The sequence below is a fragment of the Pantoea graminicola genome, assembly GCF_048452665.1.
GTDB lineage: Bacteria > Pseudomonadota > Gammaproteobacteria > Enterobacterales > Enterobacteriaceae > Pantoea.
On sequence record NZ_JBLWSJ010000003.1, the window covers coordinates 105,098 to 123,463 of the forward strand.

Annotated in this window: 14 protein-coding genes; 6 read left to right on the forward strand and 8 right to left on the reverse strand. The window is 58.2% G+C overall.

The window, feature by feature from the left end:
• Window positions 1–35 precede the first annotated feature (35 nt).
• The 5 genes from mdtI to betI all read right to left on the reverse strand — a co-directional run bounded on the left by mdtI (window position 36) and on the right by betI (window position 4,905).
• Window positions 36–365 carry a multidrug/spermidine efflux SMR transporter subunit MdtI gene (mdtI, locus tag ACNY69_RS08180; RefSeq protein ID WP_111138838.1) on the reverse strand — a complete coding sequence of 110 codons (330 nt, stop codon included), beginning with the start codon at window positions 363–365 and terminating at the stop codon, window positions 36–38.
• Complete coding sequence (mdtJ, locus tag ACNY69_RS08185; protein WP_111138839.1) at window positions 352–702, reverse strand: multidrug/spermidine efflux SMR transporter subunit MdtJ; 351 nt, start codon at window positions 700–702, stop codon at window positions 352–354. The genes mdtI and mdtJ overlap by 14 nt, the downstream gene beginning before the upstream one ends.
• A 416-nt stretch (window positions 703–1,118) precedes the next feature.
• A complete protein-coding gene (gene betA / locus ACNY69_RS08190; RefSeq protein ID WP_418797901.1) occupies window positions 1,119–2,801 on the reverse strand; it encodes a choline dehydrogenase in 1,683 nt (560 codons plus the stop codon).
• Window positions 2,802–2,824: 23 nt separating this feature from the next.
• Window positions 2,825–4,297 carry a betaine-aldehyde dehydrogenase gene (betB, locus tag ACNY69_RS08195; RefSeq protein ID WP_111138841.1) on the reverse strand — a complete coding sequence of 491 codons (1,473 nt, stop codon included), beginning with the start codon at window positions 4,295–4,297 and terminating at the stop codon, window positions 2,825–2,827.
• A 14-nt stretch (window positions 4,298–4,311) separates the two neighbouring features.
• Window positions 4,312–4,905 carry a transcriptional regulator BetI gene (gene betI / locus ACNY69_RS08200; RefSeq protein ID WP_293771193.1) on the reverse strand — a complete coding sequence of 198 codons (594 nt, stop codon included), beginning with the start codon at window positions 4,903–4,905 and terminating at the stop codon, window positions 4,312–4,314.
• Between the two features lie 255 nt (window positions 4,906–5,160).
• On the opposite strand from betI, the gene ACNY69_RS08205 reads away from it, so the two are divergent.
• From ACNY69_RS08205 to ACNY69_RS08215, 3 genes are all read left to right on the forward strand, one after another.
• A complete protein-coding gene (locus tag ACNY69_RS08205; protein WP_111138843.1) occupies window positions 5,161–7,191 on the forward strand; it encodes a choline transporter in 2,031 nt (676 codons plus the stop codon).
• A 134-nt stretch (window positions 7,192–7,325) separates the two neighbouring features.
• Window positions 7,326–8,741: an MFS transporter gene (locus ACNY69_RS08210; RefSeq protein WP_418797904.1), complete on the forward strand. Its 1,416-nt coding sequence runs from the start codon at window positions 7,326–7,328 to the stop codon at window positions 8,739–8,741.
• Between the two features lie 107 nt (window positions 8,742–8,848).
• The gene (locus ACNY69_RS08215) at window positions 8,849–9,097 is read left to right on the forward strand and encodes a DUF1272 domain-containing protein (protein WP_418797906.1); all 249 of its coding nucleotides are present in this window, start codon (window positions 8,849–8,851) and stop codon (window positions 9,095–9,097) included.
• Window positions 9,098–9,312: 215 nt separating this feature from the next.
• Here the strand turns inward: ACNY69_RS08215 and rsmF are convergent, their stop codons facing one another.
• From rsmF to yebS, 3 genes are all read right to left on the reverse strand, one after another.
• Window positions 9,313–10,746, reverse strand: coding sequence for a 16S rRNA (cytosine(1407)-C(5))-methyltransferase RsmF (gene rsmF, locus ACNY69_RS08220; protein WP_418797907.1), 1,434 nt, complete (start codon window positions 10,744–10,746; stop codon window positions 9,313–9,315).
• A 141-nt stretch (window positions 10,747–10,887) separates the two neighbouring features.
• The gene (locus tag ACNY69_RS08225) at window positions 10,888–13,521 is read right to left on the reverse strand and encodes a PqiB family protein (RefSeq protein WP_111138847.1); all 2,634 of its coding nucleotides are present in this window, start codon (window positions 13,519–13,521) and stop codon (window positions 10,888–10,890) included.
• Window positions 13,490–14,734 (reverse strand): membrane integrity lipid transport subunit YebS, encoded by a 1,245-nt coding sequence (yebS, locus tag ACNY69_RS08230; protein ID WP_293771180.1) that lies wholly within the window; start codon window positions 14,732–14,734, stop codon window positions 13,490–13,492. The genes ACNY69_RS08225 and yebS overlap by 32 nt, the downstream gene beginning before the upstream one ends.
• A gap of 214 nt (window positions 14,735–14,948) precedes the next feature.
• Between yebS and ACNY69_RS08235 the strand changes: the two genes are divergently transcribed.
• The 3 genes from ACNY69_RS08235 to prc all read left to right on the forward strand — a co-directional run bounded on the left by ACNY69_RS08235 (window position 14,949) and on the right by prc (window position 18,306).
• Entirely contained in the window at window positions 14,949–15,449 is a 501-nt protein-coding gene (locus ACNY69_RS08235; RefSeq protein ID WP_111138849.1) for a GAF domain-containing protein, read from the forward strand.
• Window positions 15,450–15,545: 96 nt separating this feature from the next.
• A complete protein-coding gene (gene proQ, locus ACNY69_RS08240) occupies window positions 15,546–16,247 on the forward strand; it encodes an RNA chaperone ProQ (RefSeq protein ID WP_111138850.1) in 702 nt (233 codons plus the stop codon).
• Window positions 16,248–16,266: 19 nt separating this feature from the next.
• Complete coding sequence (prc, locus tag ACNY69_RS08245) at window positions 16,267–18,306, forward strand: carboxy terminal-processing peptidase (protein WP_418797910.1); 2,040 nt, start codon at window positions 16,267–16,269, stop codon at window positions 18,304–18,306.
• Window positions 18,307–18,366: the final 60 nt, after the last annotated feature.

Consider the following 18,366-nt stretch of genomic DNA (forward strand, 5'->3'; position numbering starts at 1 on the left):
CATCCTTAAGCAGATTAAATGACTGAAAACCCCGATCAGGCCAGCTTCAGCAGGAGCATTCCGGCCAGCAGCAGGGTCAGGCCCGCCCAGCCTTTTGGGTTCAGCCGCTGATTAAACAATATCCAGCCCGCCCCGACCGTAGCGATAATTCCGAAAGCGCCCCAGACAGCGTAGGCGATCGACAGATCGATGCCTTTTACCGCCTGAGCGAGCGCACTGAATGCCAGCAGGACACAGCAGAGCGACAGCAGGCCATGCAGGGGTTTCTTAAATCCATCAGAATATTTAAGGAATATATTGGCGGTGATCTCCAGCACAATCGCCAGCGCCAGCCAGCCCACATGGCTGAAATCAGCGAGGTTCATGCTTCACCCCCGCTAATGAACAGGTGCCGGTCTTGATCAGGATGATGCCGCCAGTCAGGGTCATCAGTCCGCAGACCTTCAGGAGTGACAGCGACTCCTCAAACAGCAGCACGCTGAAGAGGGTAATCAGCAGGATGCCAATCCCTTCCCACAGGGCATAGGCGACCCCCAGGGCGATACGTTTAATAGCAAAACTCAGCAGAATATAGGAACAGGCGATCAGGCCCAGCATCATCAGGTACCCCATATGGCTGCCGTTGAGGCTGGACCATTTCATCAACAGGGTGCCCATTATTTCGGTGACAATAGCGAGTGACAGTAAAATCCAGGCGTGCATAAAAGCTCTCCGGCAACGATAAACACAACCCGCGACACCGCTCAGGGTGCAGACAGGCCAGAAATTTGTCGAAGCAGAGAGGAACTAAAGGGCGTTGCGCCAGTGCTGCTCGGCAGCATTCCAGCCAGAAAGGCGGGCAGGGGAGATCAGGATCGGTGAGTTGAACATTTCACGCATAACATTCACGACGCATCCACGTTGTTGCTTCTCATCAGTGGACGAAGAGGGCCTCCGGTTAAACAGGTGGCGAATTTATATCATTCTGTTGATGTCAGGATCAACGTCATAAAAAGCTTTATTTGACGCCGATCAGGGTCAGATACGCTATGGATGGAAGGGGTGGTGAAAGATTTGTTTAAAGGTAAAAAAATGCCGGGCAAAGGTGCCCGGCAGTCATTAAGTGACGCCGTAACGCTTTAGCTGGCGCGCTGTGGGGCAGTGCGGACCGGCGCATCACCCGCGACATGGTAGGACGCCGTACTGCGTGGCAGCGGCTCACGTCCACGGATCATATCGGCAATCTTCTCACCGATCATGATGGTCGTGGCGTTGAGGTTTCCGGTGATGATCAGCGGCATAATTGACGCATCCACCACGCGTAAGCCCTGCAGCCCATGTACACGGCCTTCGCCATCCACAACGGCCATCGGGTCGTTACCCATCTTACAGGTGCCGCACGGGTGGTAGGCAGTTTCGCCGTGATTACGCACGAACTCATCCAGCTGCTCATCGGTCTGGCAATCCAGTCCCGGACTGATTTCACGGCCACGATACTTATCCAGCGCAGGCTGATTAATGATCTCGCGGGTAATACGAATTGCATCACGGAACTCATGCCAGTCCTGCTCATGCGACATGTAGTTGAACAGAATCGCCGGATGACGACGTGGATCGCGTGACTTCAGGCGGACATGGCCGCGGCTTGGCGAGCGCATTGAACCGACGTGACACTGGAAACCGTGCGCATCAACGGCATTGGAGCCGTTGTAGTTAATTGCCACCGGCAGGAAGTGATACTGAATGTTCGGCCAGCTGAACTCTTCGCGGCTGCGGATAAATCCACCCGCTTCAAACTGATTGCTGGCACCGATGCCGGTGCCGTTGAACATCCACTCCGCGCCGATTTTCGGCTGGTTCCACCACTTCAGTGCGGGGTAGAGAGAGACCGGCTCTTTACACTCATACTGCAGATACATCTCCAGATGGTCCTGCAGGTTCTCACCCACGCCCGGCAGATCGTGCACCAGCGGGATGTCGAACTGCTTCAGCAGTTCCGGTGAACCTACGCCGGAGCGTTGCAGGATCTGCGGAGAGGCGATTGCCCCGGCGCAGAGCAGAACTTCGCGTCGTGCGGTCACTTTGTTAATGGTGTTGCTGTCATCCTGCAGATACTCGACGCCGACTGCGCGCTTGCCCTCAAAGACAATGCGGTCGGTGGTGGCGTGCGTCACGATCTTCAGGTTCGCACGGCCTTTTGCCATATCGAGATAGCCGCGTGCGGTACTGGAGCGGCGACCGTTCGGGGTGACGGTGCGGTCCATCGGACCGAAACCTTCCTGCTGATAGCCGTTCAGGTCGTCCGTGCGCGGATAACCCGCCTGCACGCCCGCCTCAATCATCGCTTCAAACAGAACGTTGTTGCCCGCTTTCGGGGTTGCGACGCACACCGGGCCATCACCGCCGTGGAAATCGTTGGGGCCGATATCGCGGGTTTCCGCTTTACGGTAGTAAGGCAGGCAGTCCAGATAGCTCCAGTGCTCCAGACCGGGCGCCTCGGCCCAGCCATCGAGATCCATTGCGTTACCACGGATGTAACACATGCCGTTAATCAGCGATGAACCGCCCAGGCCTTTACCGCGGCCACACTCCATGCGGCGGTTATTCATGTAGGGCTCTGGCTCGGTTTCATAGGCCCAGTTATAGCGTTTTCCCTGAAGCGGGAAGGCCAGGGCCGCAGGCATCTGGGTGCGAAAATCAAAACGGTAGTCCGGGCCGCCCGCTTCCAGCAACAGGACACTCACGTTGCTCTCTTCGGTCAGGCGGGTTGCCAGCACATTTCCTGCGGATCCGGCTCCAATAATGATGTAATCATATTCCATTCGTCGTTCCTCAGGTTAAGGGATTAAAAGACTGACTGAAAACGGGTCAGCTCAACCTGAACTGACTTGACCTGGGTGTAGCTCTGCAGCGTCATCAGGCCATTCTCGCGGCCGATACCGGAGTGCTTGTAGCCGCCCACCGGCATCTCTGCCGCGGATTCGCCCCAGGTATTGATCCAGCAGATACCCGCTTCAATCTGATGAATGACGCGGTGCGCCCGGTTGAGATCCTGAGTCACCAGACCCGCAGCCAGACCGAATTCGGTGTCGTTGGCGCGGCGGATCACTTCCTCTTCGCTTTCGTAGCTCAGGATCGACATCACCGGTCCGAAGATCTCTTCACGCACAATCTTCATCTCATCGCGGCAGTCGGTGAAGACGGTCGGCGCAACCCACGCACCCTGGTCGAACTCACCACCGGTCAGACGTTTGCCGCCGCACAGGACACGCGCGCCTTCGGCGATGCCGGATTCGATGTAACGCATCACGTTGTCACGATGGCTGAAGCTGACCAGCGGGCCGAAGTTGGTCGCCGGATCGCGCAGATCGCCAGCCTGAATGCGGGCCACGCGTTCGCTGATCTTCGCCTCAAATGCGGCCTGCAGTCTGGCCGGAATAAAGACACGGGTGCCGTTGGTGCAGACCTGGCCGGAGCTGTAGAAATTCGCCATCATCGCGATGTCGGCAGCCAGATCGAGGTCGGCATCATCAAAAATGATCAGCGGTGATTTGCCGCCCAGCTCCATCGTGACTTCTTTCAGCGTTGAGCCGGCCGCATTGGCCATGACTTTTTTACCGCTGACGACGCCGCCGGTGAATGAGACTTTGTCGATGCCAGGATGCTCTGTCAGTAACTGGCCCGTGACCGAACCGATGCCCGGCAGGACGTTGAAGACGCCATCCGGCAGGCCCGCCTCGGTGTAGATTTCCGCCAGTTTCAGGGCAGTGAGCGGCGTGACTTCGCTGGGTTTGAAGATCATTGCGTTACCGGCGGCCAGCGCAGGCGCAGATTTCCACAGGGCGATCTGAATCGGGTAGTTCCAGGCGCCAATCCCGGCGACCACGCCCAGCGGCTCGCGACGGGTATAGACAAAGGAGGTATCACGCAGGGGGATCTGCTGACCTTCCAGCGCCGGAACCAGGCCCGCGTAATACTCCAGCACGTCTGCGCCGGTCACGATATCCACGCTGGCGGTTTCGCTGAAAGGCTTACCGGTGTCGAGCATCTCCAGCTCGGCCAGCTCGTCGTTACGCTCGCGCAGAATGTCCACGGCGCGACGCAGGATGCGCGAACGCTCCATCGCGGTCATCGCGGCCCAGACTTTCTGGCCTTTTCTGGCGGCAGCAACGGCGCGATCGACATCTTCCTGGCCGGCGGCATGAACCTCTGCCAGTACGTCGCCGTTGACCGGGTTAATCGTCTGGAACGTTTCGCCAGACGCTGCGGCAACATAAGCGCCATCGATGTAGAGTTTCTGCTCGGTAAATCGGGACATGTTTTCTCCTTCCGTTATTCGCGCTCGCCAGCCAGTTGCTGACGGATGAATTGAGTGGTCAGTGTACGGGCGAGAACCGGGCTGAAGGGTTTCCCACTCAGCGCGGCGCGCAGCCACAGACCGTCGATCAGGGCGGCCAGACCATGTGCGGCCAGGCGGGCCGTTTCCAGCGGCAGTTCACGACGGAACTCAACCACCAGCGTGGAGTAGAGCCGCCGGCTGCTGACCCGCTCAAGGCGGTTAAGCTGGGGCTGATGCATACTGCTCGACCAGAAGTCGAGCCAGGCTTTCATCACGGCGGTGTGCACCTGCGTTTCGTCAAAGTTACCGTCGACGATGGCACACAGCCGCTGTTCTGCAGAGGCATTGGCCAGCGGCTGCAGCCGCGCCAGTACCGCTAACCGCAACTGACGCGTGACATCACGCATCGTGGCTTCCAGCAATCCGTTCTTGTCTTTGAAATAGTGACTGATGATGCCGGTTGAGACGCCCGCCCGACGGGCGATCTGGGCAATCGTGGCATCATTAATCCCGACTTCATTAATCGTGCTCAGGGTCGCATCAATCAGTTGCCGACGTCGTATCGGCTGCATCCCTACCTTTGGCATAGCTCCCGCTCCACCCTCAAATCGAGCCCCTATTAAAACTTTTTTTGATTGTACGTTCAATATAAAAAGAAAACTTGTTAGGATGCTGTTCTTTAAATGTAGCGTAAGCGAAACGGCATTGAGTGCTAAAATAGACTTGTTTGCTGCAAGCTTTAACAGGAAGTCACAGATAGAAACATAGCCGCACGACCCGTCAACCGGGGGCGGCACAACGTATCCATTGCGTATTTTCAGGACATTAACCAGAGGTAATCGATGAATAATCCACCTGCCGGTGAAAAAGACAGACTCAATCCCGTTGTATTTTATACCTCTGCCGGATTGATTCTGACGTTTTCACTCGTGACGATTCTCTACAGTGAAGTGGCCGCGAGCTGGATCCTTAAGGCGGTCAACTGGGTTTCCGCCACCTTCGGCTGGTATTACATGCTGGCTGCCACGCTCTACATCGTCTTCGTGCTCTACATGGCCTGCTCACGCTTTGGCTCCATCAAGCTCGGACCGGAGCACTCCAAACCCGAATTCAGCGTGCTCAGCTGGTCGGCGATGCTGTTCGCCGCCGGGATCGGCATCGACCTGATGTTCTTCTCGGTCGCCGAACCGGTGACGCAGTACATGCAGCCGCCGGAGGGCGCAGGGCAGACCCTGGAGGCCGCCCGCCAGTCGATGGTCTGGACGCTGTTCCACTACGGGCTGACCGGCTGGTCGATGTATGCCCTGATGGGCATCGCACTGGGCTACTTCAGCTACCGCTATAATCTGCCGCTGACCATTCGTTCGGCGCTCTATCCCATCTTCGGTAAACGCATTTATGGACCGATCGGCCACACGGTGGATATCGCGGCGGTCATCGGCACCATCTTCGGTATCGCTACCACATTAGGGATAGGGGTGGTGCAGCTTAACTACGGCCTGAAAGTGCTGTTCGATGTGCCGGAAGGCCTGACGGCGCAGACGGCGCTGATCGTGCTTTCCGTGGTGATCGCCACCATCTCGGTGACGTCGGGCGTGGATAAGGGGATCCGTTTCCTCTCCGAGCTGAACGTCATCATGGCGCTGGGCCTGATCCTGTTTGTACTCTTCTTCGGCAACACCGAGTTCCTGCTGAATGCGCTGGTGCTGAACGTGGGCGATTACATCAACCGCTTCATGGGCATGACGCTGAACACCTTTGCCTTCGACCGGCCAACGCAGTGGATGAACAGCTGGACGCTCTTCTTCTGGGCCTGGTGGGTTGCCTGGTCGCCGTTCGTCGGCCTGTTCCTGGCGCGTATCTCCCGTGGCCGTACCATCCGTGAGTTTGTGCTGGGCACGCTGATCATTCCGTTCACCTTTACGCTGCTGTGGCTGTCGGTGTTTGGTAACGCGGCGCTCTATCAGATCATCCACGGTAACGCGGGCTTTGCGCAGGAAGTGATGGCGCATGCGGAACGCGGCTTCTACAGCCTGCTGGCGCAGTACCCGGCGTTTAAACTCAGCGCCTCAATTGCCACCATTACCGGGATGCTTTTCTACGTTACCTCGGCCGACTCCGGCTCGCTGGTGCTGGGTAACTTTACCTCGCGGCTTAAAGACATCAACAGCGATGCGCCTAACTGGCTGCGTATCTTCTGGTCGGTGGCGATCGGCGTACTGACGCTGAGCATGCTGATGACCAACGGGATTACGGCCCTGCAGAACACCACGGTTATCATGGGGCTGCCGTTCAGCTTTGTGATCTTCTTCGTGATGGCGGGTCTGTTTAAATCGCTGAAGATTGAAGACCACCGCCGGGCCAGCGCCACGCGTGACACCGCGCCTTATCTGGCGCATGCCACCGACCGTCTGACCTGGAAGAAACGTCTGTCGCGCCTGATGAACTACCCTGGCTCGCGCTACACTCAGCAGATGATGGAGAAGACCATCTTCCCGGCGATGCAGGAGGTGGCGAAAGAGCTGGAGCTGCGTGATGGCCGGGTGTCGCTGGAGAGCGTGGCACCGGATGAGGCTAACCCGATCGGCTATCTGGATCTGCGTGTTCATCTGGGCGAGGAGCAGGACTTTATCTATCAGGTCTGGCCGCAGCAGTACTCCATTCCGGGCTTTACCTATCGCGCCCGCAGCGGTAAATCGACCTACTACCGGCTGGAAACCTTCCTGCTGGAGGGCAGTCAGGGCAACGACCTGATGGACTACAGCAAAGAGCAGGTGATCATCGATATTCTCGATCAGTACGAACGACACCTGAACTTCATCCATCTCAACCGTGAAGCGCCGGGCAGTAACATCAGTTTCCCGAGCGCCTGACCCCAGGCCCGTCAGCTTAGCGCTGGCGGGCTTTTTTTTTGGCCGCAACGCCGTGGCTGACTCCGGCGGCTGCCGGAATCGGCTATAGTCAGGCGTGACTGATTCGATGCCAGACGTTGCAGACAGGGAGTCCCATGGGAAAAATTTTCAGTACGTTTCTGCCGCTGTACACCACCACGCTGCTGATGCTGCTCGGTTCCGGTCTGCTGACCACCTATGTGTCGCTGCGGCTGGCCAGCGAGCAGGTTAACGGCGCGATGATTGGTGCCATCATTGCGGCGAACTATATCGGGCTGGTGATCGGCGGCAAGGTCGGCCATAACCTGATCGCCCGCGTAGGCCATATCCGCGCCTATGTTGCCTGCGCCGGGATCATCACGGCCTCGGTGATCGGTCACGGGCTGACGGACGTGGTGCTGCTGTGGGTCTTTCTGCGCCTGATTATCGGCCTCTGTATGATGTGTCAGTATATGGTGCTGGAGAGCTGGCTCAACGACCAGGCGGAATCCTCCCAGCGCGGCATGATTTTTGGCTTATACATGGTCGCCACCTATCTCGGCCTGAGTGGCGGCCAGGTGGTGCTGAGTCTGCAGACCGGCTTCGGGGTCAGTACGCTGCTGATTGTCGCGCTCTGTTTCGCTCTCTGTCTGGTGCCCATCGCACTCACAACCCGCACCCACGTCAGACCGATGACGCCAGCGCCGATGGAGCTGGGCTATTTTCTGCGCACCATTCCCCGGCTGCTGAGCACCACGCTGGTCACCGGCATGGCGATCGGCGCCTTCTACGGCCTGGCGCCGGTCTATGCCAGCAGCAAAGGTTTTACCACCAGCCAGACCGGTTATTTCATGAGCCTGACGATTTTTGCCGGGCTGGTGTCGCAGTTTCCGCTGAGCTGGCTCTCTGACCGCTTCGACCGTCAGCGGCTGCTCTTCCTGATCGCGGTGCTGTTTGCGGTGGCCTGCGTGCCGCTGGTGGTGCTGCCGCATCTGACCTTCCACTGGATGATCGGCATTGCCTTTGCCGCCAGCATGATGCAGTTTGCGCTCTATCCGTTACAGGTGGCGCTGGCCAACGACCAGGTGGCCGCCGAACGGCGCGTGTCGTTAACCGCCTGCCTGCTGATGGCGTTTGGCATCGGGGCCAGTATCGGGCCGCTGCTGGTCGGCGCGCTGATGCAGCCGCTGGGCAGCAATATGCTCTATCTCTTCTTTGCCCTCTGCGCGCTGGTGATTGGCGGGCTGAGCTACACCCGAGCGCCACGTCCGCTGCCCACAACCGAAGTGCCGTTGCCTCACGTGGTGATGCCGGACAGTCTGGCGACCTCGCCGCTGGGCGCCGCCCTTATCCCGACGCTGGAAGAGGAGGTGATCCAGGCGTCGATGGGGGGCCAGGAGCCGGAAGCAGAGAGCGGTGAAGAGGTTGCAGATGATGCGTTAGCCAGAAGTAGCTTTATCGATGATGACCTGGCTGATAACGATATGATGGCTGACAACGTTGATTACGAGGCTCGCTCTGCGGACGCAGACGAGGAGAAGCGACACCCCTAGCTGCGGTCCGGTCGCACGCTGATCGGCGGGGCGACCGCCCCAGGCTGTCGGTCGCTAAACCAGACATCTGACCTTGCGGATCGGATATAACATTTTCAGGAGAGAGTATGCTGGAACTTCGCCCCAACTGTGAACGCTGCGACGGCGATCTGCCGCCATCTTCGCTGGCGGCTCACATCTGCTCGTTTGAATGCACCTTCTGTGTGACCTGTGCTGAACAACTCGCCCACCGTTGCCCCAACTGTGGCGGCGAGCTGGTGCGGCGTCCGGTGCGTCCGGCGGAAAAGCTGGCAGCATTCCCGGCGAAAACGCGTGAACAGGGCCGCGACCCAGCCAGACACGGCAGGCCTTACTGACTCTTCACGGAGTACACGCCGGGATGAACGGTGGGGGATGCAGCGAGAAACCGGGTTTGCGCGTGACAGTGTCACTATTGCGCGGCGGCTGTGTGCGCGTCAGGGTAACGACAGAGGCCCGACGCCTGTTCCCCGTGCTCTGCCCGCCACCGCCTTCACACGCGACCAGCCTGCCTTCAGCACAAACCGGCAGGTTTTCCGGTTCTGGTTTACGACTAACGGAACAGGCGTCCGTCGCGCACCAGTTCCCGCGGATAGCTGTTCTTAATCCGGCTGCCCACTTTCTTTGCCAGCCCCAGCGGTTGCTGCTGATAGGTCACAATCATCTCATTGCTGGCCGGTGCCGTTTCCGGGTAGATATCCCGGCCGCGATACCACTCTTCCGCCTCTGCCGCCGTGAGTTCAAAACGCCGGGCGGTATCAGGCTGCGCCAGTGCCACCACCGCCTCATGCTGCCAGCGATAACCCTTTGCAAAGGTTTCGGCCAGCTTCAGGCCGATACGTGAAAAACGGACCTTACCCAGCATCGGCGTGACGGCGTCTGGAAAGAGCCAGATCTCTTTGTCGCGCTGCCACAGCGTCAGGGACGCATCCCATTTCAGGGAGACCGCAGCGGCAGCAGCGATAATCTCACTCTCCTGTTTGCGGCTGAGATGAGAAAAGGGCAGCTTGCCAACCTTATAACCCGGTGAGGGCAGAGGCGCGACCGACGCGGTTTTACGCAGGCGGGCCACGAAGAAGCCTTCGCTGTCAAAAATCTGCGGGAAGACATGCAGATAGCCTTCCGGCGTTGCGGCCTGATCCGCGCCCTGAAACAGCTCATCCAGCGGTAATACCTCAACTGCGCCGGGATAACGCTGTAGCAGCCAGCCGATCACCTGCTGATTCTCGATCGGATTCAGGGTACAGGTGGAGTAGACCAGCGTGCCCCCCGGTTTAAGGGCATGGAACGCACTGTCGAGCAGATCGCGCTGCGTCCCGGCAATCTCTTCGGTGCTGGCCAGCGTCCAGTTTTTCAACGCTTCGGCATCTTTGCGGATCACCCCTTCGCCTGAACAGGGCGCATCCAGCAGGATGGCGTCAAACTGTTCCGGCAGCGCCGGGCCAAACACCCGTGCGTCAAAGTGGGTCAGCGCGCTGTTGCTGACGCCGCAGCGGCTGATGTTGGCGTGCAGAACTTTCACCCGGCTGGAGGAGAACTCATTCGCCAGGATCACCCCCTTGTTTTTCATCCGCGCAGCGATCTGGGTGGTTTTCGAACCCGGTGCGGCGGCCATATCCATCACGGCGCTGACGTCGGGCTGCGCATCGAACAGCGCAGTTACCGGCAGCATGGAGCTGGCTTCCTGAATATAGAAGAGGCCGCTGAGATGTTCAGCCACGCTGCCCAGCGGCAGGCTCTCATCCTCCCGGCTGATCCAGAAGCCCTCTTCGCACCACGGCACCGGCGTCAGCTGCCAGCCATAGTCAGCCGTCAGCGCCAGGAAGTCAGGCACGCTGATCTTCAGGGTGTTGACGCGCAGGCTGCGGCGCAGCGGTTGCTGGCTGATGGCAATAAACTGGTCGAAGCTTGCCTCGTCGGGCAGGCTCTGACGCATTAAAGAGAGAAACTCGGTGGGGAAACGTGAAGAAGCATCTGACACGGGCATATTCCAGTTAAGGCAAAGGCGGCAGTGTATCACGCGGAAAGCAAACGGGCAGCGAGGCTGCCCGTCTGAGAGTGAATAACGTGAACGCTCAGGGAGCATGCGTTTTTCGCATAGATGCAAAAGACGCCATCCCAGGTATGCTCAGCGCGGCGACGGAATCGCGGTTCCCCAGTTGCGCCACTCTTTCGGCGCTTCATCCTGTAGCAGGAAGTGCTTATCCGGGTTCGCCTGCGGCGCCAGCGGCACCGTCGGCGGCGTCGCAAACTGGATGCCGCCACGGATAAACTGCTGGAAGGTGCCGGTTTTCACCACGCCGCCCACCAGGCCGAAGTCAAGGTTATAGCCGGACGCCAGCCAGAACACCGAGTTATTACGCACCAGATGCTGATACTTCTTGCTGATGCGCAGGGCGATCTGTACGCGGTCCGCCATATTTCCCAGCGAGGTGCCGGTCACGGTGCCCACTTCCACTCCGCGGAACAGCACCGGCGTACCCAGCGACAGGGAGCCTGCCTCGGTGGCATCCACATAGATATTCAGGCCGTTCAGGTAACGCGAATCGGTAATTGTGCTCTCCTGCAGCTCGAACGTGCGCGCGGCGCTGCCTTTACCCGGATCAACGTTGACGTAAGGCTGCAGCAGCGTCTCCAGATGGTTGACGCCGGTCGCGGAGATCTCCGGCGACACCACCGAGAAGCGGCTGCCCAGACGGGCAAAGTCGTTGACGTACTCAGGGTAGAGCACCGCTTTCGCCACCACCTGATTGTTATCTTTGCTCAACGACAGCGACTCGACCTGGCCGACGTTAATTCCCAGATAGCGGATCGGCATCCCGGCCGAGAGTTTGCTGGCGTCATAGGTATGCAGCGTAATCTGACTGCCGACCGCGCGGGCCGCCGTTTCAGAGGAGTAGAGCACCCGTTTAGCCCCTTTAGCCGACTGTGCACCACTCATGTTGTCAAAGCTGATCGCCCCTTTGAGCGCCCGGTTCAGCGGAGACGCCTGCACGGTCAGGCCGCTGCCGTTCAGGCTGACGCGCGCGCCGCCCTCGGCCCAGAAGACGCTTTCGCTGGTCAGCAGCTTGCGATACTCCGGCTTGATGTGCACGGCGATATCGAAGGCGTCGGCGCGCGGCGTTACTTTCACGATCTCCCCGACCTGATATTTGCGGTAGAGCACCACAGAACCGGCCTGCACGTCAGGCAGGCTGTTCGCCGTCAGCATCAGCGTCGTAGAGGGGGCATCGCCGGTAATGCCTTCTTCCGCTTTTTCCGCGTCGGCAAACAGCGGATAGGCGCTTTTCGGCGCGCCTTTTTTACCCGGCTCCAGCCGGATACCACCATCGACCCACTCACGGGCGCTGGCGCCTAACACCTGCATCCCATCCAGACCAAACTTCACATCGAGGCGGCTGTTAACGATGAATTTACTGTCGCCGTGCACCAGGTTGCGATTCTCCGGGTTGACCGCCACCACGAAATTCACGCCATTCTCATCCAGCGAACGCGACATCACCTGGCCAATCTGCATACCGTGCAGCATCAGCGGCTGACCCTGGTCGATGCCATAGCTCTCCGGTGCGCTGAGTCTGACCGTCAGAACATTCGGCTTCTGCAGCAGGGTTTCATTCGACGCCAGCACGGTAAAGTGCTGCTGCGGCTCGCCTTCGCCCGGCACCAGCTCCAGCGTATTGCCGGTCAGCAGTGCGCTGAGACTGGTATCGGTCAGGCTGATTTTCGGGCTGTGCATCTCAATCCGGGTGCCGCTGCGCATCAGGCCGACCACCGAAGGATCGATGGTCAGCTCGCCGGTGACTTTACCGCCATCCTGCAGGTTGAGTTTCGTCAGCGTACCGACCTCCAGCCCCTGATAGATCAGCGGCGTACTGCCCGCTTTCAGGTTTCTGCCGTCGGGCAGATCCAGGGTGATCAGCACTCCGCGCTGGCTGTGGGCGAGATCGGGATAGAGCCGGTAGTGCTGCTCCGACTTCGCCGCCTGTGCGCCCTCGGGTGAGTCAAAGGCGATAGCGCCATTCACCAGCGCCGCCAGACTCTCCAGCTGAACCTTTGCGCCGCTCAGGCTGACGTCGGCGTTGACACCCGAGACGTTCCAGAAGCGGCTGCTGGTTTTCACCAGATTGACAAAACGACGGTCGATCAGCACATCGATCGCAACGCCGTCGGTCTTGCTGTTAATGTTGTAGTCATAGACCCGGCCCACCGGAATTTTGCGGTAGTAGACCAGTGACCCGGTGCTGAGCGATCCCAGGTCGGGCGCATGTAAGTGGATCAGCAGTTCGCCGGTATTGACCCGGTATTTCGGCTGCGTATCCAGCGCAGTGAACGCGTCGCGGGGTTTGCCTTTACCCGGCATCATCCCGATATAGTTACCCCCCACCAGCGCATCCAGTCCCGATACGCCAGCCAGGGAGGCTTTCGGCGTCACCAGCCAGAACTGCGTATCTTCGCGCAGCGCGTCACGCATATCGCTCTTGATGCTCGCTTTGATCTGAATGCTGCGATAATCGTCGCTGAGATTAATGCCCTGCACGGTGCCCACTTCCACACCCTGATAACGAATCGGGGTGCGGCCCGGCACGATACCATCCGCCGTCTGGAAATTGATGGTGATGGTGGTGCCGCGCTCCTGGTAATTGGTCCAGAGCAGCCAGCAGGCGATCAACATCGCAATAATTGGCAGCAGCCAGAAGGGCGAAATTTTACGCTTATTGCGCAGCGTGGCGTTAGTCGGTGTAGTCGGCGTTTCCTGTTGCATGTGCATCCCAGAGCAGGCGGCTGTCCAGCCACTCAACAGACATAATGGTCAGGATAACGGCCGCGCCAAAAAACAGCGCCGCCGGTCCCATGGTAAAAGCCAGTAGCTGGTCGCGGTTGACCAGCGACATGGTTAACGAAATGACAAACAGATCGAGCATCGACCAGCGGCCGACCCAGGTCACGAACCGCAGTAACAGGATGCGGGTTCTGAGCCCCTGTTCACAGCGAAAATGAATGCTGAGCAGCAGGGTCAGCATCACCAGTACCTTGGTAAAGGGCACCAGAATACTGGCGATAAACACAATCGCGGCCACCGGTACATTGCCTTCCCCCAGCGACAGGATGCCGGAGAAGATCGTATCCTCGCGGCGCGACCCGTTGACGTAGACCACCGAGATGGGCATCAGGTTGGCGGGGATCAACAGCACAATCGAGGCGATCAGCGCGGCCCAGGATTTTTGCAGGCTGTGACGACGCCGGAAGTCGAGCGGGGTGTGACAGCGCGGACAGCGGCCACGGGCGTCGGGCAGGCCGGTATGGTGGCAGTTCAGGCAGACCTGCATCGCGTCACGGGCCATATTTCCCGGCCGCTGCGGGTAAAAGTGTTCCCACAACTGCTCCATATTCAGGTGGATCAGCGTCAGCACACTCAGCACCGTCAGGGCAATGTAAGCCGCCAGCCCGTAGCCAATCTCCAGCGAAGCATAGTCCTGGACTTTAATGGACGCCACGGCGATACCGATCAGGTAGATATCGAGCATCACCCACTCTTTGAGCTTCTCAAGCATCAGCAGCACAGGCCGCAGGTTCATACCCAGACGCCGCCCGATGCCGAGGTAACAGATGCCGACGACCAGCGTCACGGGCGCGCCGATAGTACAGAACGCTACCATTGAGGCGGTCAGCACATCACCCTGCTGGGTCATCTGGATGACGCCTTCCAGCACGCTGGCGTTGATGCGCATACCGAGCAGCCGGATATCGACCAGCGGCAGCGAGAAGGCAAAGGGCATTAACACAATCATGGTGGCGGCCATCGCCATCAGGCGGGTCATGGACCAGTCTCGACCGCTGAGAATCTCAGCATGGCAGCGCGGGCAGTAAGCCGACTGATGCGATTTCACATCCGGTAAGGAAAAAAGGGTATCGCATTGCGGACAACGCTGATAACGTGCGTGAGGCAATGTCTGGCTGATAGCGTGAATTTTCATAGGGTGAGGCAGTCTTCGCTCTTCAGAAGTAACTATTATTGGTCGTCAAGACATTGTCTGTGTGCCTGTCTCGGGCATCACGCTTCGATCCACAGAATGCTAAGGGTATAGCAACTAACGCTATGATTCACCTTGTGGCTCTGGATATTTAAAACTTATTTTTAACGAACGGTCTCAGTTGCTCCGTTCAGATGTCATTGGTAATGGTTAAATAATGAACAAAACTGCCTTTTACGCCGATTTGAATCGCGATATGCGCGCCTTGCTGGCGGGAGAAACGGCGTTCCTCGCCGCAATGGGAAACTTCAGCGCGCTGCTGTACGAACGTCTCGAAGGCGTGAACTGGGCAGGTTTCTACCTGCTGACGGAAGCCGATACGCTGGTGTTGGGCCCGTTCCAGGGCAAAATCGCCTGTGTGCGTATTCCGGTCGGTAAAGGTGTGTGTGGCACGGCGCTGGCAGAAGAAAAAGTGCAACGCGTGGATGATGTGCATGCTTTCCCGGGCCACATCGCCTGTGACGCAGCCAGCAATGCTGAGATTGTGATTCCTCTGAAAGTGAATGGCACTGTGGTTGGGGTGCTGGACATTGACAGCGTAGTGTTTAATCGCTTTGACAGCGACGACGAATCGGGCCTGGTCACGCTGACTGATGGGCTTTGTGAAGTGCTTGCGAACAGCGACTTAGAAAAATATCTGCAGCTGACACGCAGCTAATCGACTGGATCACATGGCATTTAGCGATGTTGTCATTATAATGTCGCCTGTTCATGCCTGCGCTGGTCGGCAAACCCGTTGTAATCAGGAAATTTCATGGAAAATCAACCTAAGTTGAATAGCAGTAAAGAAGTCATCACGTTTCTGGCGGAGCGTTTTCCGCACTGCTTTAGCGCTGAAGGTGAAGCGCGTCCGCTCAAAATCGGTATCTTTCAGGATCTGGTCGAGCGTGTTCAGGGCGAAATGGGTCTGAGCAAAACACAGCTGCGTTCTGCGCTGCGTCTCTATACGTCAAGCTGGCGTTACCTTTACGGCATCAAAGCCGGTGCGATTCGTGTCGATCTCGACGGCAACGCCTGTGGCGTGCTGGACGAGCAGCACGTTGAGCATGCACGCAAGCAGCTCGAAGAAGCCAAAGCGCGCGTTCAGGCGCAGCGCGATCAGCAGCGTGCCGCACGTCGTGAAGCAGGCGAGAGCGAAGAGGGTGCAGCACCGCGTCGTCCACGCAAGCCGGCCGCGCGTAAGCCTGCAGAAGGCGATGCACCGCGTAAACCGCGTCCTCAGAACACGGCACCGCGTGCGACCGCTTCACAACATCGCAAGCCCGCTCCGCGTCCGGAGCAGGAAGCCAAACCCATCACTGATACCTCAACTTTGCAACCCGGCCAGAGTATTAAAGTTAAAGCAGGCAAAAGTGCGATGGACGCCACCGTTCTGGAAGTATCGAAAGACGGCGTTCGGGTCCAGCTCGCTTCCGGCATGGCAATGATTGTGCGCGCAGAACATTTGCAGTTCTGAAACGGAGGCTAACCCCGGCATGAACACCCTTTTAAGAGTTGGACTTATTGCGGGCCTGCTGTTAGCAGGCCCTGCCTTCGGCGCAGAGAACATCACGCGCGCCGATCAGATCCCCCAGCTTCATGAAGACCCGCAGGACCCTACGGTCAGTGAGCGCGTAACCTCGCGCTTCACCCGTTCCCACTACCGTCAGTTCGACCTGGATCAGAACTTTTCAGCGAAGATTTTCGATCGCTATCTGAACATGCTCGACTACAGCCACAATGTGCTGCTGGCGTCAGATGTGGCGCAGTTTGCCAGCAAGAAAGGGACCGTTGGCGATGAGCTGCGCAGCGGCAAGCTGGATCTCTTTTACGACATCTATAATCTGGCGCAGAAACGCCGTTTCGAGCGCTATCAGTATGCGCTGACGGTGCTGGCGCGTCCGATGAATTTCAGCGGCAATGACACTATCGACATTGATCGCGCAAAAGCCCCGTGGCCGAAAGATGAAGCGGAACTCAACGCGCTCTGGGATGCCAAGGTGAAATATGATCAGCTGAGTCTGAAGCTGGCGGGCAAAGATGATAAGGAGATCCGCGACGTTCTGACTAAGCGTTACAACTTCGCCATCCGTCGTCTGGCTCAGAGCAATGGCGAAGACGTTTTCCAGCTGGTGATGAACGCCTTTGCCCGCGAAATCGATCCGCACACCAGTTATCTGTCGCCGCGTAACACCGAGCAGTTTAACACCGAAATGAGCCTCTCCCTGGAGGGGATCGGTGCCGTGCTGCAGATGGATGATGACTACACCGTCATTAACTCGATGGTCGCAGGCGGCCCGGCAGCGAAAAGCAAAGCCATCACGGTAGGCGATCGCATCGTCGGCGTGGGTCAGCCAGGCAAGCCGATGGAAGATGTGATCGGCTGGCGTCTGGATGATGTCGTCGCCAAAATCAAAGGACCGAAGGGCAGCAAAGTGCGCCTTGAGATCCTGCCTGCCGGTAAGGGCACCAAAACCCGTACCGTAACGCTGACGCGCGAAAAGATCCGTCTGGAAGATCGCGCGGTAAAAATGAGCGTTAAAAATGTCGGCAAGCAGAAAGTGGGCGTGCTGGATATCCCGGGCTTCTATGTCGGTCTGACCGATGACGTGAAAGTGCAGCTGCAGAAACTGCAGAAGCAGAACGTTGACAGCGTGGTGATCGATCTGCGCACCAACGGCGGTGGCGCACTGACCGAAGCCGTGTCACTTTCCGGGCTGTTTATTCCGAGTGGTCCGGTAGTGCAGGTTCGCGACAACAACGGTCGTGTGCGTGAAGACAGCGACAACGACGGCGTAGTCTACTACAAAGGTCCGCTGGTGGTGCTGGTCGATCGCTTCAGCGCCTCCGCCTCTGAGATCTTCGCAGCCGCCATGCAGGATTATGGCCGTGCGGTGATTGTCGGCGAACCGACCTTTGGTAAAGGCACCGTTCAGCAGTATCGTTCGCTGAATCGTATCTACGACCAGATGCTGCGTCCGGAGTGGCCGGCGTTAGGCTCCGTCTCCTACACCATTCAGAAGTTCTATCGCATCAACGGCGGCAGCACCCAGCGTAAAGGCGTCACGCCCGATCTGCTGATGCCAACCGGCGTGGAAGCGGCGGAAACCGGTGAGAAATTTGAGGACAACGCCCTGCCGTGGGACAGCATCAAGGCTGCAACCTATGTCAAAACCGGTGATATTAAACCGCTGGTTGCGCAGCTGACGAAGCAGCATGCTGAGCGTATCGCTCAGGATCGCGAGTTCCAGTACATCATGAAGGATATTGCACGTTTCAATGCCATGAAGGATAAACGCAACATCGTGTCGCTGAACCTGGCGCAGCGCGAGAAAGAGAATCGCGAAGATGATGCGTCACGTCTGGAACGTATCAACGCGCGCTACCAGGCCGAAGGCAAAAAACCGCTGAAAAACCTGGATGAGCTGCCGAAAGATTATAAAGAACCCGATCCTTACCTCGATGAGACGGTGAAGATCGCCAACGATCTTGCGCAGCTGGAGAAAGCCCAGCCAGAAGCACCGGCGGCGAAATAACCCGCTGTTGTCCGCAAAAGCACCGCTCAGCGGTGCTTTTTTTTGCAGCTGAAAAAGTTT

What these genes read in the sequence shown, in the direction of transcription:
- betB (WP_111138841.1), bottom strand. Translation starts at nt 4,297, where the DNA reads ATGTCCCGATTTACCGAGCAGAAACTCTACATCGATGGCGCTTATGTT.
- betI (WP_293771193.1), bottom strand. Translation starts at nt 4,905, where the DNA reads ATGCCAAAGGTAGGGATGCAGCCGATACGACGTCGGCAACTGATTGAT.
- mdtJ (WP_111138839.1), bottom strand. Translation starts at nt 702, where the DNA reads ATGCACGCCTGGATTTTACTGTCACTCGCTATTGTCACCGAAATAATG.
- mdtI (WP_111138838.1), bottom strand. Translation starts at nt 365, where the DNA reads ATGAACCTCGCTGATTTCAGCCATGTGGGCTGGCTGGCGCTGGCGATT.
- betA (WP_418797901.1), bottom strand. Translation starts at nt 2,801, where the DNA reads ATGGAATATGATTACATCATTATTGGAGCCGGATCCGCAGGAAATGTG.
- proQ (WP_111138850.1), top strand. Translation starts at nt 15,546, where the DNA reads ATGGAAAATCAACCTAAGTTGAATAGCAGTAAAGAAGTCATCACGTTT.
- ACNY69_RS08205 (WP_111138843.1), top strand. Translation starts at nt 5,161, where the DNA reads ATGAATAATCCACCTGCCGGTGAAAAAGACAGACTCAATCCCGTTGTA.
- yebS (WP_293771180.1), bottom strand. Translation starts at nt 14,734, where the DNA reads ATGAAAATTCACGCTATCAGCCAGACATTGCCTCACGCACGTTATCAG.
- ACNY69_RS08225 (WP_111138847.1), bottom strand. Translation starts at nt 13,521, where the DNA reads ATGCAACAGGAAACGCCGACTACACCGACTAACGCCACGCTGCGCAAT.
- ACNY69_RS08210 (WP_418797904.1), top strand. Translation starts at nt 7,326, where the DNA reads ATGGGAAAAATTTTCAGTACGTTTCTGCCGCTGTACACCACCACGCTG.
- ACNY69_RS08235 (WP_111138849.1), top strand. Translation starts at nt 14,949, where the DNA reads ATGAACAAAACTGCCTTTTACGCCGATTTGAATCGCGATATGCGCGCC.
- rsmF (WP_418797907.1), bottom strand. Translation starts at nt 10,746, where the DNA reads ATGCCCGTGTCAGATGCTTCTTCACGTTTCCCCACCGAGTTTCTCTCT.
- ACNY69_RS08215 (WP_418797906.1), top strand. Translation starts at nt 8,849, where the DNA reads ATGCTGGAACTTCGCCCCAACTGTGAACGCTGCGACGGCGATCTGCCG.
- prc (WP_418797910.1), top strand. Translation starts at nt 16,267, where the DNA reads ATGAACACCCTTTTAAGAGTTGGACTTATTGCGGGCCTGCTGTTAGCA.